General features: G+C 44.4%; 13 protein-coding genes. 5 read left to right on the top strand and 8 right to left on the bottom strand.

The features are described from left to right. The first annotated feature begins 16 nt into the window (after window positions 1–16). From SD449_RS10020 to SD449_RS10010, 3 genes are read left to right on the top strand one after another with little or no spacing between them, the layout of a single operon-like run. Window positions 17–2,515, top strand: a complete 2,499-nt coding sequence (locus SD449_RS10020) for a heavy metal translocating P-type ATPase (RefSeq protein ID WP_318310373.1) — start codon at window positions 17–19, stop codon at window positions 2,513–2,515. Between the two features lie 7 nt (window positions 2,516–2,522). Further along, window positions 2,523–3,230, top strand: a complete 708-nt coding sequence (locus SD449_RS10015; protein WP_318310372.1) for a PepSY domain-containing protein — start codon at window positions 2,523–2,525, stop codon at window positions 3,228–3,230. Between the two features lie 4 nt (window positions 3,231–3,234). Then, complete coding sequence (locus SD449_RS10010; RefSeq protein ID WP_318310370.1) at window positions 3,235–4,971, top strand: efflux RND transporter periplasmic adaptor subunit; 1,737 nt, start codon at window positions 3,235–3,237, stop codon at window positions 4,969–4,971. Window positions 4,972–5,255: 284 nt separating this feature from the next. On the opposite strand, the gene groL is transcribed toward SD449_RS10010, so the two are convergent. The 7 genes from groL to miaB all read right to left on the bottom strand — a co-directional run bounded on the left by groL (window position 5,256) and on the right by miaB (window position 11,964). Then, complete coding sequence (gene groL, locus SD449_RS10005) at window positions 5,256–6,887, bottom strand: chaperonin GroEL (protein ID WP_318310368.1); 1,632 nt, start codon at window positions 6,885–6,887, stop codon at window positions 5,256–5,258. 20 nt (window positions 6,888–6,907) lie between these two features. Then, window positions 6,908–7,186 (bottom strand): co-chaperone GroES, encoded by a 279-nt coding sequence (locus tag SD449_RS10000; RefSeq protein ID WP_108246930.1) that lies wholly within the window; start codon window positions 7,184–7,186, stop codon window positions 6,908–6,910. A gap of 143 nt (window positions 7,187–7,329) precedes the next feature. Continuing rightward, window positions 7,330–7,692 (bottom strand): preprotein translocase subunit SecG, encoded by a 363-nt coding sequence (gene secG / locus SD449_RS09995; protein WP_318310366.1) that lies wholly within the window; start codon window positions 7,690–7,692, stop codon window positions 7,330–7,332. Between the two features lie 3 nt (window positions 7,693–7,695). Continuing rightward, complete coding sequence (locus SD449_RS09990) at window positions 7,696–8,583, bottom strand: hypothetical protein (RefSeq protein ID WP_318310365.1); 888 nt, start codon at window positions 8,581–8,583, stop codon at window positions 7,696–7,698. A 7-nt stretch (window positions 8,584–8,590) separates the two neighbouring features. Beyond that, on the bottom strand, window positions 8,591–9,112 hold the full coding sequence (locus SD449_RS09985; protein WP_318310364.1) for an LptE family protein: 522 nt from the start codon (window positions 9,110–9,112) through the stop codon (window positions 8,591–8,593). Window positions 9,113–9,139: 27 nt separating this feature from the next. Further along, entirely contained in the window at window positions 9,140–10,420 is a 1,281-nt protein-coding gene (locus SD449_RS09980) for a sigma-54 interaction domain-containing protein (RefSeq protein WP_318310362.1), read from the bottom strand. Window positions 10,421–10,518: 98 nt separating this feature from the next. Continuing rightward, window positions 10,519–11,964 carry a tRNA (N6-isopentenyl adenosine(37)-C2)-methylthiotransferase MiaB gene (gene miaB, locus SD449_RS09975; protein ID WP_318311236.1) on the bottom strand — a complete coding sequence of 482 codons (1,446 nt, stop codon included), beginning with the start codon at window positions 11,962–11,964 and terminating at the stop codon, window positions 10,519–10,521. 149 nt (window positions 11,965–12,113) lie between these two features. On the opposite strand from miaB, the gene SD449_RS09970 reads away from it, so the two are divergent. After that, complete coding sequence (locus SD449_RS09970) at window positions 12,114–12,842, top strand: hypothetical protein (RefSeq protein WP_318310360.1); 729 nt, start codon at window positions 12,114–12,116, stop codon at window positions 12,840–12,842. Window positions 12,843–12,909: 67 nt separating this feature from the next. Continuing rightward, the gene (locus SD449_RS09965) at window positions 12,910–14,163 is read left to right on the top strand and encodes an LVIVD repeat-containing protein (RefSeq protein WP_318310358.1); all 1,254 of its coding nucleotides are present in this window, start codon (window positions 12,910–12,912) and stop codon (window positions 14,161–14,163) included. Window positions 14,164–14,224: 61 nt separating this feature from the next. Here SD449_RS09965 and SD449_RS09960 read toward each other — a convergent pair whose 3' ends face one another. Next, window positions 14,225–17,362: a VPS10 domain-containing protein gene (locus tag SD449_RS09960; RefSeq protein WP_318310357.1), complete on the bottom strand. Its 3,138-nt coding sequence runs from the start codon at window positions 17,360–17,362 to the stop codon at window positions 14,225–14,227. Window positions 17,363–17,517: the final 155 nt, after the last annotated feature.

The following is a 17,517-nucleotide window of genomic DNA, read 5'->3' as shown; positions in this document are numbered from 1 at the left end:
AATAAAAAACAAAAAGATGAAACATACCTATCACATACACGGAATGAGCTGCAATGGCTGTAGAAGCCATGTAGAGGAAACCCTATCAAAAGTTGACGGGGTTACCGGGGTTGAAGTCAGTTTGGAAAAGGCCGAGGCCGTAATCCAGATGGAGGAGCATATCCCAATTGAGACCTTTGAGGAAGCACTAAAAAACGATGGAGGAGGCTATAGCATCCATGTTCATGGCCATCACCATCCACCCAAGAAAAAAGAGAAGAAGACCGTTTCGAACGGAAATGGCACCTTTTATTGCCCTATGCAATGTGAAGGGGATAAAACCTACGATAAACCAGGTGATTGCCCGGTTTGCGGAATGGATTTAGTAGAGGAACAAAATTCAGCTACCAGTTCCAAACAACAATGGACTTGTCCCATGCACCCCGAAGTGGTTGAAGATGGACCAGGTTCCTGTCCAAAATGTGGAATGGATTTGGTGCCAAAGGAACCAGAAGCCAGTGCAGAGGAAAAAACGTATAAAAAACTGCTCAAAAAGTTTTGGATCGCCCTTGCGTTTACCTTGCCCATTTTTATTATCGCTATGAGCGAAATGATACCCGATAATCCATTGTACAAAGTAATGGAACCAAGATATTGGAACTGGGTACAGTTTGGATTATCGCTCCCCGTGGTTTTTTATGCCACTTGGATGTTTTTTGAAAGGGCCTATCGAAGTATCAGAACATGGAACTTGAACATGTTCACCTTAATTGGTATTGGGGCTGGTGTGGCATTTCTGTTCAGTGTCCTTGGATTGTTGTTTCCCGGATTTTTCCCGGAACAGTTCAAGACTGAATCTGGTGCCGTACACGTCTATTTTGAGGCGGCCACGGTTATCCTAACGCTAGTGCTTTTGGGACAATTGCTGGAAGCCAGAGCACATAGTAAGACCAATAATGCCGTAAAGGAATTGTTGAAGCTCGCACCCAACAAAGCCATCAAAGTGGTTGATGGAGAAGAAGTTGAGGTCAGTATTGATGATATCGAAAAGGGGGATATTCTTAGAGTAAAACCTGGCGAAAAGATTCCTGTGGATGGTATCATTACCGAGGGAGAAACCTCTGTTGACGAGTCCATGATCACAGGGGAACCTATCCCTGTTGAAAAAGCAGCGGATGACAAAGTGAGCAGCGGCACCATTAATGGAAATCAAACTTTTTTGATGAAGGCCGAAAAGGTGGGCAGTGATACGTTGCTCTCACAAATCATTGATATGGTGAACCAAGCTAGCCGAAGCCGGGCGCCCATTCAAAATTTGGCAGATAAGGTATCGGCCTATTTTGTGCCCATTGTGGTGATCATTTCCATAATTACATTCGCGGTTTGGGCCATTTGGGGTCCACAGCCCGCTTATGTCTATGCATTGATCAATGCCATTGCAGTTTTGATTATCGCTTGTCCTTGTGCACTGGGTCTCGCCACACCAATGTCCGTAATGGTCGGGGTGGGTAAAGGAGCTCAAAACGGTGTGCTGATCAAAAACGCGGAAGCTTTGGAGAAAATGGCCGATGTGGACACCTTGATCATTGATAAAACGGGAACCATTACCGAAGGTAAACCCACCTTTGACCATTTGGAGGCCTTTTCGGACGACTATTCAGATAGAGATTTGTTGCAATACGTTGTCTCGGTAAATGCCAACAGTGAACATCCATTGGCCCAGGCGACGGTGAATTATGGCAAGGAACAAGATGTAAAGATTCTAAAAACTGATTCTTTCAATGCCGTAACCGGTATGGGGGTGGAAGGTAAAATCAATGGTTCCGAAGTCCATTTGGGCAACATTAAATTAATGGAAAAGGCCAATGTCGAAATCTCTGATTCGATAAAGGAAAAGGTTAAAAAATCCCAAGAAAAGGGAAAAACGGTTTCCTATTTGGCTATCGATGGGAAATGTCATGGCTTTGTGGCCATTGGTGATAAAATAAAGGAAACCAGTGCCAAAGCCATCAAAGCTATTCAGGACAGGGGAATTTCCGTGATTATGCTTACAGGCGACAATGCCAACACAGCCAAGGCGGTGGCGGGAGAACTTCATTTGGATGATTTTAAGGCAGAAGCTTTGCCGGAGGATAAAATGAAGGAAGTGGAACGTTTGCAAGGCGAAGGAAAAGTGGTTGCCATGGCCGGTGATGGCATCAACGACGCCCCGGCACTCGCCAAGAGCGATTTGGGTATTGCCATGGGCACAGGTACCGATGTGGCCATAGAAAGTGCTATGATCACTTTGGTAAAAGGTGATTTGCACGGCATCGTTAAGGCAAGGAACCTTAGTGAAGTCGTCATGAAAAACATAAAACAAAACCTATTTTTTGCATTGATCTACAACACCATCGGAGTGCCGGTAGCGGCAGGGGTGCTCTATCCGTTTTTTGGGATATTGCTCTCACCCATGATTGCTGCCCTAGCCATGAGCTTTAGCTCCGTATCGGTGATTGCCAATGCATTACGACTACGAACTAAATCAATCGACTAATACAAAAATGGTAAAACGAAAAACAGCGATTAAAATTAGAAAGGCCCACAGGTATTTGGGACTGTTTTTGGGAATACAATTCATTATGTGGACGGCCAGTGGCCTTTATTTCAGTTGGACCGATATTGATGAAATCCATGGGGACCATTTCAGGAATATGGATCATGAACCTGTGGCCTTTGATGGTCTCATCGGAAGTTCAGAAATCAATATACCGGGTAAAATAAGTTCGTTGAGCCTAAAAGAAATAGCAGGAAAACCCTACTACTGGATAAACCATGAGTTTTTGGTGGATGCGAGGGATGGGAGCCTAAAAGACAACATTTCGGAACAAGAGGCCTTAGCGGTTGCAGCACGTGAGATGGTGCCGAGTTTAAAAGTGAAAAATGTGGAGGTCATCAAGGAAACAGATGAGCATCATGAATATCGAGGACGAAAGTTGCCCGCTTATGTGATTTCGTATGATTCCCCTGAAAATATTAAGGCCTATGTTTCCCTTGCCGATGGTTCTTTTCAAACCGTACGACATCGAAACTGGAGATGGTTCGATTTTTTGTGGATGACCCACACTATGGATTATGAGGGCAGGGACGATTTTAATACAACTGTCCTTCGGGCCTTTTCCCTTATGGGATTGATCACTGTACTGAGCGGATTTTTGCTCTGGTTTACCTCTTCGCCAACGATGCGGAAAATCGTTAAACGTAAAAAATAGAAAAATGAAAAAGGAAAATATCATTTATATCGGAATTGCTGTGGTAGTCGGATTATTGGTCGGCTATCTCATATTTGGGGGCAGTGAAGGCAGCACTACAATGGACGAACATGATCACAGCACCGAATCTACTTCCAGCGAAATGTGGACCTGTTCTATGCATCCACAGATCATGCAGCCGGAGCCAGGGTCTTGTCCCATTTGTGGTATGGACCTTATTCCTGCGGAAAGTAGCGAAGAAGGACTCATGGCCAATCAAATCAAAATGACCCAGAATGCCATGGTGCTCGCGGGGGTGGAAACTATTCAGGTAGGTTCCCAAACTGAAGGGGAGGGCAGTGTCAAGGTTTCGGGCAAGATTGCCGTTAACCAAGAATCCGACGCGGTCCAATCGGCATACTTTGATGGTAGGATAGAAAAGATCTTTGTAAATTTTGAAGGGGAAGAGGTACGCAAGGGCCAAAAGCTGGCCACTATTTATGCGCCGGCCTTGGTTTCGGCACAGCAAGAATTGCTGACGGCGGCCAAATTGAAGGAAACCCAGCCCCAATTGTATAAAGCGGTCCGCAATAAATTAAAGCTGTGGAAGTTGTCCGAATCACAAATTGACCAAATAGAAAATTCAGGCAACGTTGTTGAAAATTTCCCGGTATATTCCAACGTCAGGGGAGTGGTTTCAAAAATAATGGTGGAGGAAGGAGATTATATTAAAACAGGTTCACCTTTGGTGAAAGTGGCCAATTTGGGCTCTGTTTGGGCCATTTTTGATGCCTATGAAAGTCAGTTAGGCCTTTTTGAAAAGGGTCAAACCTTGGAAATCACGACAAGATCTTACCCGGATGAAACATTTCCCGCGACAGTTTCTTTTGTTTCTCCCCTATTGAACAACAGGACCAGGACCCTGGAGGTTCGCGCCGAACTTGATAATGAAAAAGGGTTGCTAAAGCCCGGAATGTTCGTGCAGGCTAAGATTGAGATGTCCAAAAATGAAAAGGATGAGGTTTTGACCATTCCGGAGAGTGCGGTTTTATGGACAGGTCAACGGTCTTTGGTGTATGTGCAGCCGGACCCGTCAACTTCGATTTTTGAAATGAGGGAGGTGGAACTGGGAAATTTGAGCAATGGAAGCTATACGGTCAACTCGGGATTGGAACCGGGGGAACTTGTTGTTGCCAAGGGAACTTTTACCGTGGATGCCGCAGCACAATTGCAGGGTAAAAAATCCATGATGAACCAAGATGGTGAAACTATGACCATGGACCACGAAGGCCATTCAAAAATGGGCAGAACCATGAAAATGGAATTTTCAGAAGCGGTACAGGACAAGTTTGGCGGTTTGTTGGAGGTGTATCTGGACCTAAAAGATGCCTTGGTAGCATCGAACAGTGAACAAACGCAAGCATTGGCACAAAAAGGAGCAGGGATTGCTTCGGACATCAGTGGTATGCAAATGGATGATATGGGCAGGAGCCACATGTCCCAATTGGCAGAACAACTGGCAGAAATGGCTTCAAAAAGTACATTGGAGGATCAACGTGGGATTTTTATCCAGCTTTCCCAAAACATGATCCAGATCGGACAACAAATGCAAGGTTTGGAAACTAAGATTTATGTCCAACATTGTCCTATGGCAAACAATGACAAAGGCGCGAACTGGCTGAGTTTGGAGCAAGAAATACGGAATCCTTACTACGGTGATGCCATGCTTACCTGTGGCAGTGTGGTAGGGACGCTTGACTAATTTTTATTTTAGTTAATATTTAGCCAAATAAAATCTACATATTTAAATCTGGAATACATTTACTTCAGTTTTTAAATTATTGACTGATGAAACAAGCAAAGTCAACTGGAAAGTCATCTCCTGCAAAAGCTGTAAAGCCTGCTGCCAAGAAGACTGCCCAAGCTACTGGTAAAAAGAAGTAACTTGGTTATTGGTTCTTATGAAGGACCGCACTAAACAGATAAAAAGAAAACGCCCCGATTTGCATCGGGGCGTTCCTATTTTATAATACTTGTATTCATGAATTACATCATGCCCGGCATTCCGCCACCTCCCATTGGAGGCATTGAAGGTGCATCTTCTTTGATGTCCGTCAATGCACACTCGGTGGTCAAGATCATTCCGGCAACGGATGCTGCATTTTCCAGAGCAATACGGGTCACTTTCTTGGGATCGATAATCCCTGCTTTAAGCATATCCACATATTGGTCTGACTTGGCATCGTAACCGAAGTCTTTTTTACCTTCAAGTACTTTGGCAATTACTACGGAGCCTTCACCACCTGCGTTCTCTACAATGGTACGCAATGGTGACTCGATGGCCTTGGCCACGATCTGTACGCCTGTAGTTTCGTCCAAAGAGTCGGTCGCCAATTTTTCAAGAACCTTTTTGGCCCTTACCAAGGCAACACCACCACCGGCAACAATACCTTCTTCCACAGCGGCACGGGTTGCGTGCAAGGCATCGTCCACACGGTCTTTCTTCTCTTTCATTTCCACTTCGGAAGCTGCCCCTACATAAAGTACGGCAACACCACCGGCCAATTTGGCCAAACGTTCCTGAAGTTTTTCCTTATCGTAATCAGATGTGGTGGTCTCGATTTGAGCTTTTATCTGGTTTACTCTCGCTTTGATGTCGGAAGCGTTGCCGCTACCGTTCACGATTGTAGTGTTGTCCTTATCGATGGTCACTGTCTCAGCAGTACCCAACATGTCCAAAGAAGCGTTTTCCAAAGAGAAACCTCTTTCTTCGGAGATTACGGTACCCCCGGTCAAGATGGCGATGTCTTCCAACATGGCTTTTCTCCTGTCACCGAAGCCTGGAGCTTTTACTGCGGCAATCTTAAGGCCACCTCTCAATTTGTTCACTACCAATGTTGCCAAGGCTTGACCTTCTACATCTTCGGCAATGATCAAAAGAGGTCTTCCGGATTGTGCCACGGGCTCAAGGATAGGAAGGATTTCCTGCAAGTTGGAGATTTTCTTATCAAAAAGAAGGATATAAGGGTTCTCCAAATCAGCGATCATTTTATCTGTGTCGGTAACAAAGTAAGGAGAAAGGTATCCTCTGTCGAACTGCATACCTTCCACTACGTCAACGTACGTATCGGTACCTTTGGCTTCTTCCACGGTGATTACACCTTCTTTTCCAACTTTGGCGAATGCTTTGGCGATAAGATCACCGATGGCATCGTCGTTGTTGGCGGAAATCGAAGCTACTTGCTTGATCTTGTCGGAGTCGTTACCAACTTTTTTGGCTTGTTTTTCCAGGTCGGCCACCAAAGCTTCAACGGCTTTGTCGATACCGCGTTTCAAATCCATTGGATTTGCTCCAGCAGCTACGTTTTTAAGACCTTCTTTTACGATGGCCTGTGCCAATACGGTTGCGGTAGTGGTACCGTCACCTGCTTGGTCATTGGTTTTGGAAGCAACTTCCTTAACCATTTGTGCACCCATGTCCTCAAGGGCGTCTTCCAATTCGATTTCTTTTGCAACGGACACACCATCTTTGGTCACTTGTGGTGCTCCAAACGATTTGCTGATGATTACGTTTCTTCCTTTTGGTCCCAAGGTCACTTTTACTGCCTCGGCCAATTTATCAACGCCTCTTTTCAGTCCGTCACGTGCATCTATGTCAAACTTAATATCTTTTGCCATTTCTTTCTAGTTGATTTTAATTATACAATTGCCAAAATATCGCTTTCGCGCATCATCAAATAGTCGGTACCATCGAACTTAAGCTCGGTACCGGCATATTTTCCGTAAAGAACGGTGTCACCTACCTTAACTGTCACTTTTTCGTCCTTGGTCCCTGGGCCAACGGCCACAACAGTTCCCTTTTGAGGTTTTTCCTTTGCGTTGTCCGGGATGATGATACCGGAGGCAGTTTTGGTCTCGGCCTGTAGCGGCTCGATCAAAACCCTGTCTGCCAATGGTTTGATATTAATTTTAGCCATATTTTTAATTTTAGGTGTTTGTTTTAAAAATTCTCGTATCAAAACGGCAGAAATTGTGCCAATACTCCAAAACTGACATTCTGGAAAACAAAAATGCCAGCTTGTCATTCAAGCTGGCATTTTTCTATGCTTTGTCACTCAATTTATCCAATGGTGTCCACTGGAGAATTTGTGCTTGCAGGTGGAAGTTGTTCTGGAACTTCTTCAGGTACCGTTTCCGGAATTTCGGTATCATCACCTTGAAGTAATTTGGAATCTGCTTGGCTATAGTTCCCTTTTAGGGAAACATTGGAAAGCAAGATCAAAACAATCAATAGGGTAGCAAGTGTCCAAGTACTCTTGTCCAAAAAGTCCCCAGTTTTCTTAACACCACCAACAACTTGGTTGCCACTTCCGCCAAAGGATGAGGATAATCCGCCACCTTTGGGATTCTGGACCATAATGACCAAGATTAACAAAAGGCACACGATAATTATCAGTACCAAAAAAATTGAAAACGTGCTCATTTCTTATTCTTTTTCTTTCTGCAGCTTCTTCACCGCCTGAATTTGGTCTGCAAAGAAACCACTTTTTTCTGGATATTTCAAACTCAATATTTTAAAAGCTTGAATGGCTTTTTTGTACTTTTTTTGTTCTAGGTATACCTTGGCCAGGGTCTCTGTCATCAATTCGTTTTTGTCCAGTTTTGTGGACTCTTTGATGTCAATTTTTGGGTTGCTCTCCTTGGGGACGATTTTTGGGTTTTTTTGGATGAAACGCTCCAAGAGCTCGAATTTTTTCTTACGCTCCAATTCCTCCATTACATTCTCTTTCGCCGGTTCCTCTTCTTCGGTCTTTGCCGTTAGTTGAAGCCACTCGGTGAAGGAATGTTTTTCCTTTTTGGTGAAAGGAATGGGCTTACCAAGGTTCAGGTCTGTCGATTTTTGTTTTTCCTTGGGTTCTGTTTTTGCTTCCTTGGTTTCCGGAGTTTTGTTTTTGAAAAGTTCCGGGTTCAAAATTTGCTCAGCATCCTTAATATTTTGTGGCAATGCTGTTTCACTGGACTCGGACAACATGCTAGCGGCATTGGGATTGGGCTGTATTTCTTCGGAAACGGCTTCCTGATCTTCCAATTTGGCGCCCCTTCCCGCTATGGCATTGGCGATATTGTTCTGAATAAATTCATTGGAGGTAATGTAATCGAAGAGAACGTCCCTATCAGAAGTATGTGCCGCCGTAATTTTTAACGCATTGTTGTATTTGTAGCTGTCCAGATTTTTAAGTCCCTTTAAATGTAGTGCCCGAGCGGCCTGAAAATAAGGGTATTCTTCAATAATGTCCTCCAGCTCCCTCGTTTGCTTGGGAGATAGGATGGTGTTGGAGTTTTGAAGAATATGTATAAAATCCGAAACGTTCATAAATTGATTACCAATTGCCCAAAGAGGCATTAAAAATATCTTGGGTAAGCCGCTCAAAAATTTCTTCGTGGGCCGTTGCCTGTATCGATGTTAGGGAGGCAGCAGCATCAAAATCATAAAAGAAGGAAAATCTTCTTTCAAAGTCGGCATCTTCCTTTGTGGTATTGAAAAAGCGCACATTTACGCTCATGGTCAATCTGTTCTGGGCGGTACGTTGGTCTGCCGTGGCCGTCATCGGGATGATTTTGTACTCCACAATCTCGCCTTCGTAAATAAGGTCGCCATTGCTGCCTGTCAATGACAAGCTGGTCAAATTGTTGATCATATCCTGGAGTGCCAATGTAAAATCCCGTCCCAATCCTGGAACAATAACGGAACCAGGGGTCTGATCGGCATAATTTTGGAAAAAGTTGACCTGGAAACTTTCAGCAGTTCCGATGTCCGCTCCCGAAAAATTATATGCCCCACAGCTTTGCAGAAAGAAAACCACTCCCAGCAGTCCGAGCTTTATTCCATTTTTTCTCTTCATTCTATTCAAACTTTGTTTTGATCTTGATCAAAGATCGTACTGTTTTATTTTACGGTAAAGCGTTCTTTCCGAAATGCCCAGTTCGGCAGCGGCGGCTTTTCGTTTGCCCTTGTTGCGCTCCAACGATTTTTTGATCAACTCGATTTCCTTTTCCTGTAAAGATAGGGTTTCTTCTTCTTCGATCTCCTCTGCAAAATGATACCTGTCCTCCGGGGATTGGTGCGCCGGGGGAGGCGTTGGTGCTTCTACAATGGGTTCGGGGAGATGAAGGAGTTCCGCCGTGGTGCTTTCTTCGTGCTCAATGTCCTCTTCTTCCTGATTGCCGTAGATTTTACGGATCAGGTTTTCGTTTTCACGCTGTACTTTATTGGAATCGTTGTCCTTTAAAAGTTCGAGTGTCAATTTTTTGAGATCGTTCAAATCGCTCTTCATATCAAAAAGCACTTTGTACAGAATTTCGCGTTCGTTGCTAAAATCGCCTTCTTTTTTTGCCTGTGCGACAACGGCAGGAAGATTGGAACCACTGGAATCGGGCAAATAGCTGTTGAGGGTAGCGGCAGAAATACTCCGCTCTTCTTCCAGTACGGAAATCTGCTCCGCGATATTACGCAACTGTCGGATGTTGCCGGGCCAGCGGTATTTCAGCAATAAATTGACTGCGTCGTCCTCCAGCCGAATGGTGGGCATTTTATATTTCTGCCCAAAATCGGAAGCAAATTTTCTGAACAATAAATGAATATCGTCTCTTCTGTCGCGGAGCGGGGGCAAACTTATTTCCACGGTGCTCAAACGGTAGTATAAATCTTCCCTGAACTTTTCTTTTTTAATGGCGTCGAACATGTTAATGTTGGTCGCGGCCACAATACGCACATCGGTTTTTTGCACCTGGGAGGACCCCACTTTTAAAAATTCCCCGTTTTCCAATACGCGGAGCAACCTTACCTGGGTGGTCAAAGGCAGTTCGCCAACTTCGTCCAAAAAGATGGTTCCGCCATCAGCTACCTCAAAATAACCGTTACGGGTCTGGGTAGCCCCGGTAAAGGCCCCTTTTTCGTGTCCGAACAATTCGCTGTCAATGGTACCTTCGGGAATGGCCCCGCAGTTTACCGCAATGTATTTGGCATGTTTACGGTGCGAGAGCGAATGGATGATCTTGGGAAGGGATTCTTTTCCCACACCACTTTCCCCGGTGACCAAAACTGAAATATCCGTTGGTGCTACCTGTATGGCCTTTTCAATGGCCCGGTTGAGCTTTACGTCGTTTCCGATGAGCTCGAACCGCTGTTTTATGGATTGTACACTTTCCATATGTTGTCATTCCCGTGAAAGCAGGAACTTTATTTTTTAGGTATTCCACATCGTTCTTCGACTACGCTTAGAAATGGGTGTGGAATTACAAATGATTATTAATTGTTTTCAGAATACCCTACGGCTTCACCGATCAGTGTTGCAGAGGTGCATTCGTTGATTTTTACATTTACAAAATCACCTACCTTGTATGTTTCCTTTGGAAATACCACAACGGTGTTTTGTGAGTTGCGACCCATCCAATGGGCATCGGATTTTTTGGAGGTACCTTCGATAAGCACTTCCTCGGTCTTGCCCAAATGCTCTTGGGTACGATAATGACTGTGTTTTTGTTGCAGCTCTATAATTTCCGTGAGACGTCTTTTTTTGACGGCTTCGGGAATATCGTCTTCCATTTTACGCTCGGCCAATGTTCCTGGCCTTTCGGAATAGGCAAACATGAACCCAAAGTCATATTTAACGTATTCCATCAAACTTAGCGTATCCTGATGGTCTTCTTCGGTTTCAGTTGGGAAGCCTGTGATCATATCTTGGCTTATGGCACAATCTGGAATAATTTTTTTGATGTTATCGATCAATTCAAAATATTCCTCACGGGTATGCAAACGGTTCATCGCTTTCAAAATACGATTGCTACCACTCTGTACGGGCAGGTGGATGTATTTGCAAATATTTTGGTATTTGGCCATGGCCTCGATGACGTCCAATGTCATGTCCTGCGGGTTGGATGTGGAGAAACGGATGCGCATCTTGGGCTGTGCCTGAGCTACCAGCTCCAATAGACCGGCAAAGTTTACCGAAGTGGCTTTTTGCATGTCCGTGGCTTTGTCAAAATCCTTTTTCAATCCGCCGCCATACCAAAGGTAGCTATCCACATTCTGGCCCAATAGCGTAATTTCCTTGAACCCTCTTTCCCACAGGTCGTTCACTTCTTCCAGAATGGATTGTGGGTCGCGGCTTCGTTCCCTACCTCGGGTAAAAGGTACCACGCAGAAGGTGCACATGTTGTCGCAACCCCGGGTAATGGAAACAAAGGCGGAGACGCCATTGGTGTTTAACCGAACTGGGGCCACATCGCCGTAGGTCTCATCCTTGGAAAGGATAACGTTTACGGCATTTCTGCCTTCGTCAATTTCTTGTATCAGATTGGGAAGGTCTTTGTAGGCATCTGGGCCTACCACCATATCCACGATTTTTTCCTCTTCCAGGAATTTACTCTTCAGCCGTTCGGCCATACAGCCCAGTACACCGACCTTCATGTTGGGGTTGGTTCTTTTTACGGCATTGAACTTTTCTAGACGCTTACGAACGGTTTGTTCGGCCTTTTCCCGAATGGAGCATGTGTTCACCAGAACAAGATCGGCATCCTCCAGGTTCTGGGTGGTATTGAAACCTTCCTTGGCCAAGATGGAGGCAACGATTTCGCTGTCCGAAAAGTTCATCTGGCAGCCATAGCTTTCTATGTAGAGCTTTCTGCCGTTCTTTTCGTTTTTTTCCAGCGACAACGTACTTCCTTGCTGGCTCTCATCTATAATTTTTTCCACGCTTTTTTCCTCTATCATAAATGTTTCAATGGGGTGCAAAGATAGTGCTTATTCCATTTTAGTGACATTATGGCAGTATTTTTTAAGAATATATTGATGTATCCCTTGTTATTGTTACCTTCAAGCGCGAAACCACAATCATTTTAAATATGGATTTCACTAATATTTCAGAAAGAATCAAGCAGAGTCCGGATGTGGAGTTCGGTACTGTTTTCAATAATTCCGTTGAGCTTTTTAAAAAAGTATGGTTGCAGGGATTCCTAACCCTTGTCTTAACACTTGCCAGTATTCTGCCCTTTTATTTATTGATTTATCTGCCTATGATCGCTATTGGGATAAGTGACCCTGAAATGTTGGACCAACAAGAAATGCCACCTGCATTGGCAGGTTTGATCAGTTTGATGGCTCCCGTTCTCATTGTGGGGGTAATGACCATTAGTATTTGTTTGAACGCTGCTTTTTTACGGATCTGTAGAAAATATGATCTCAATGAATCTGGAAAGGATGATTACTTTTTCTACTTCAAAAAGGAGTATTTGACCAAGGCTTTGATTCTTTCCTTGATCATGACCGGACTGTCATTTCTCGGGGTATTGACCTGCGGGCTGGGAATTTTTTATTTGATCGTGCCGATGTCCCTGTTTCCGGCCTTCTTTGCTTTTGACAGGGATCTTTCCGCTCTGGAAATCGCAAAAGCGGGATTTGCATTGGGAAATAAGAATTGGTTGATGATCTTTCTTTTGATCATAGTTGCCGGACTGGTTTCCCAGCTTGGGGTATTCCTTTGTTTGGTGGGGCTGTTTTTTACGGCCATGTTCAGTAAAATCCCTGTTTACTTTATATATAAGGATGCGGTTGGCATTTCGATGGATGTATAATTTTTCACGAAAAAGGGCGCAACGAAATGCTTTGGCTTGTATCTAAGTGGTTAAAACACAAACCGCTATGAAAATCAAGGTCATTTTACTTTTATGTCTTAATTTTTTACTGATAATTTCTTGCTCCGATGATGATTCCAACGGGAAATATCAAGAATATTTAGTGGCCCGTCCCTTGACAATGAGTCGGGCGGAGTTCGCCAATAGTGTAGACATTATTGCCCCTTGGCCCATGGAAGAATCGGGTAAAGTTTATGTGTATCAAGATTATATCTTCATCAACGATAAGTATAAAGGGGTGCATGTTATAGACAATAGCAACCCGAACCAGCCGGTAAAAGTGGCCTTTATTCAAATCCCTGGAAATGTGGATATTTCTGTAAAGAACGATTATCTGTTTGCCGATAGTTTAATGGATTTGGTGGTACTGGATATTTCCGATCTTGGGGATATCACGATTGTAAATCGGTTGGAAAATGTTCTGCAAAGCTATGTTGCCGCTCCTTTTGAAGCAGATTTGGTGGATTACAGCAGCTATACTTATAATTCCGAGGAAATTGTGATCGGATGGGAAATGGTTTCGGAACGCTTGACAACAGAGCAGTATCAATCCCGTTTTGGAGATTTCGGGATTGCTTTTGCAGAAACGACCAATGATGCCAATGCTGTAACTGGGCAGGGTGGTTCATTGGCAAGGTTCAAAATTGTGGACAATTACCTATATGCCGTTGATAGTCATTATATAAATGTATTTAACATTGCGGATTTGGACAGCCCCCAAGTACTGCAAGACGTTTATGCCGGTTTTGATATAGAAACTATTTTTAATCGTGACAATTATCTGTTCTTGGGGAGTATGAGGGGAATGTACATTTATGATATTTCGTCTCCTGGTACACCAACACTGGTTTCGGAATTCGAACATGGCACAACCTGCGACCCCGTTGTGGTGGATGGGGATTATGCCTACGTGACATTGAGAGGTGGAAATATGTGCGGAGCTACGGAAAGTGGTTTGTTCATTGTTGATATTTCGGATATAGAGAATCCTGAACTGGCCATATCGTATTCCATGGACGGGCCTTATGGCTTAGGTATTAAGGATGAAAAAATATTTATATGTGACGGAGAATCTGGTCTTAAGGTGTATGACAAGACAGATATCGACAATTTGGTGTTATTGAACCACTTTGATGACATTATTACTTTTGACGTGATTCCGATGGAAAACCATTTGATCATGGTAGGGGATGAGACGCTTTACCAATATGAGTATTTGAATAATGGTATAAAATTGTTGAGTCAGATAGGACTCGATTGAGATAAAATAAAAAAAGCGCCCTTTTCGGAGGGCGCTTTTTTTTAAAATTGATTAGTCCTAATTATTGGGTTGAAATCATTTTTATTTTATTCTCATCTACCTTTTGATTGATCAAAGTGGCCTGTTTTTCCACAAGGGCATTAAGGTCATTGATTTCTTTGTCCAGTTCATTGGTGATCTCCACAAAAAATTCTTGGGCCTGCTGTGTCGGTTTTTGGTCGCCACGTTGCGAGTCTACCATCAAAAATGCCAATCTATTGTTGATGCGGATACCGTAGTTCAAAGGATCTTGCCTGCTTTGGTTTTTGGTCATATGGATGTTGTTCTCGATCACGGAAAGTTCCGTTTCAAAATCCTTGGCCATTTTTTGGATTTCAGGATTGTCCTTGGTTTTTTCTTTTAGATAGGCCAAATCCTTTTTAATGTCCCTAATGTTGATGATGGCGTTGTTGGCACGAGAAACTTGATCACGAACCTTCATTACAAAGTCAAACTGGTCTTGAAAATCCTTTTGGGCTAGCGAAATTCTAGGGTCTTTGACTATGGTAAATGTCTTTTCCACTGAGTTTCCGTTCACCGTTAGTCTTACCTTATAGTTTCCGGGCACGGCCTTTGGCCCTATGTTGGGCGAGGAATAGAACACCATTCCTTTGAATTCTTGGTAGCCAGGATACCTCATGTTCCAGATAAACCGGTTACCTCCTTCGGAGACGTTAAGTTTTTGAGTTGAGGTCGGGTCTAATTTGTCAGGCTTTGCATGGTTGGAGAACGACTGGATAACATTTCCATTGGTCTCCAAAATTTCCATGGTGATAGTGTCGGTCTCCTTTAAACTTTTCAAATAATAGTTGATGATGGCGCCGTCCGGATGATTTTCACCTACCAATTTGGTATCGGGCTCTTGCCAGGAACGATCTTGGTGCATTCTGTAGGCCATATCGGGTTGGTACAGATAAAAATCACTGTTGGCCACTTCTTCGGATAGTTGATGCAAGGGTGTGAGGTCATCGATCATCCAAAAACTTCTTCCGTGCGTAGCAACGATAAGGTCATTGTCCCTTACATGAAGGTCGCGAATCGCGGTAATGGGTAAATTCAATTGGAAAGGGCTCCAGTTTTCCCCATCATCGAACGAAATGTACATGCCCCACTCGGTACCTGCATACAATAGGCCTTTCCTTACTTTATCGGAACGGATGACCCGGGTGTAATAATTTTCCTTGATGCCATCCGTGATCAATTTCCATGTTTTTCCATAATCTTCCGTTTTGTAAAGGTACGGGGTGTAATCGCCGAATTTATAGGAAGTAGCGGCAACATATACGGTGCCTGGGTCAAATGGGCTGGCGTCTATGGAGTTGATCATGTTCAATTTGGGTGACATGGATTCTGGCGGGGTGACATTTTCCCAAGTAGCTCCATTATCTCGCGTCACATGGATCAATCCATCGTCACTACCGGTCCAAATAACCCCTTTTTCCAAGATGGATTCGGAAATCACAAAAACGTTGGAATAAAATTCCGCTCCAGTGTTGTCCTGCGTAATTGGTCCGCCGGATGATTCTATGGTTTCGGGGATGCCCCGCGCCAATTCTGGGGAAATGGTTTTCCAAGATTGACCCCCGTCCGTAGTGGCGTGTAAATAATTGGACCCGGCATACAGCACATCCGAATCGTGGCGGCTAAATGTTACTGGGTAGTTCCAGTTAAAACGGTACTTCATTACCTCTGCGCCAGATCCAGCTGGATTGTCCGGCCAAATATTCGTGGAAATGGTCTGTCCCGTGGTGTGGTCCAAACGGTTCATGTATCCTTTATAGGTGCCCCCATATACCAATTGGTTGTTTTTGGGGTCGGGTGCCAAGTGGGCGCTCTCGCCTCCTGCAGTAGGTTCCCAGTCGTCTTCTGTGATGGCCGACCCTGAAGAACGGTGCGAAATCCGAAGGGCCGTATTGTCCTGCTGCGCCCCGTAAATCCGGTAAGGGAAAATACTGTCCGTTGCAATGCGATAGAACTGAGCTGTTGGCTGATTATAATAGGTGGTCCAGTTATTTCCCCCATCGTTGGAAATTTGAGCCCCGCCGTCATCGGCAATGATCATGCGTTGGTTGTTGTTCGGGTCTATCCAAAGATCATGGTGGTCCCCGTGAGGCGCATTTTTTAGGGTAAATGTATTTCCGCCATCGGTAGAAACGCCGTAGCTCACGTTCATCACCCAGACCTTGTCCTTGTTTTGCGTATCGGCATAGATTCTACTGTAGTACCAAGCTCTTTGCCTAAGACCCCTGTTTTCGTTCACTTTTTTCCAGGTTGCCCCGGCGTCATCAGAACGGAAAACACCGCCATCCTCTGCTTCGATGATGGCAAATACCCTATCAGAATCTAAAGGTGAAACCGTTAAGCCAACGATTCCCCAAGGAAAACCGGGCAATCCGGAATGTTCCGAGATGTCCTTCCAAGTATCGCCGCCATCGGTACTTTTAAACATTCTACTATCGGGGCCGCCACTGTCCATTCGGTATCCGTTTCGTTTCATTTGCCAAGTGGCTGCGTAAAGGATCCTACTATTGTTGGGGTCCATGATCAGGTCTCCTGCTCCGGCCTTATCGCTTATGTACAAGATTTTTTCCCAATTTTCGCCCCCATCCGTGGACCGGAAAACACCGCGTTCCTCATTAGGCTTCCATAGATTGCCAATGGCCGCTACGTAAACAATGTCCGGATTATCGGGATGGACGCGTATTCGGGCAATATGCTCCGAGTCCTTGAGCCCGATAAATTCCCATGTTTCCCCGGCATCCATGCTTTTCCAAAGTCCTTTCCCTGATGATACGTTGCCCCTGAGCGTTTGTTCGCCTTCCCCGACATAAATTATATTGGGGTCGGATTCGGCAACGGCAACGGCTCCAATGGACCCGCCAAAATAACCATCCGAAATACATACCCATGAATTCCCAGCATCTGTGGATTTCCATACGCCTCCGCCGGCCGTACCCATATAATAGAGGTTGGGGTCGTTTGCCACACCGGTCACGGTTCCTGCCCGGCCACCTCGATGCGGGCCAACCATACGGTATTCCATTCCGTTGTAGAGCGATTCCTTAAATTGGGGAGAATTGTTCTTGTTCTTTTTTCGTTGTGCGTTCGAGGGATAAAAACATAGTACGGCAAGTACCATGATCAAGTAGCGGTTGGTCATTTTAGGTTGAGTTATTGTGTTAGTCTTTCTAAAAATAACAATTATTTCAGCCTGTTGCACCCACGAATACATATTAATATGCCTTTGGGATTATAATTGATGATTTTTTTCTGTTTTGTAGGTAAAAGAATCGCGGGAAATGACGAAGTTTAAAT

The organism is Flagellimonas crocea (assembly GCF_033441595.1).
GTDB lineage: Bacteria > Bacteroidota > Bacteroidia > Flavobacteriales > Flavobacteriaceae > Flagellimonas > Flagellimonas crocea.
This window is presented reverse-complemented; position numbering and strand designations above follow the sequence as displayed.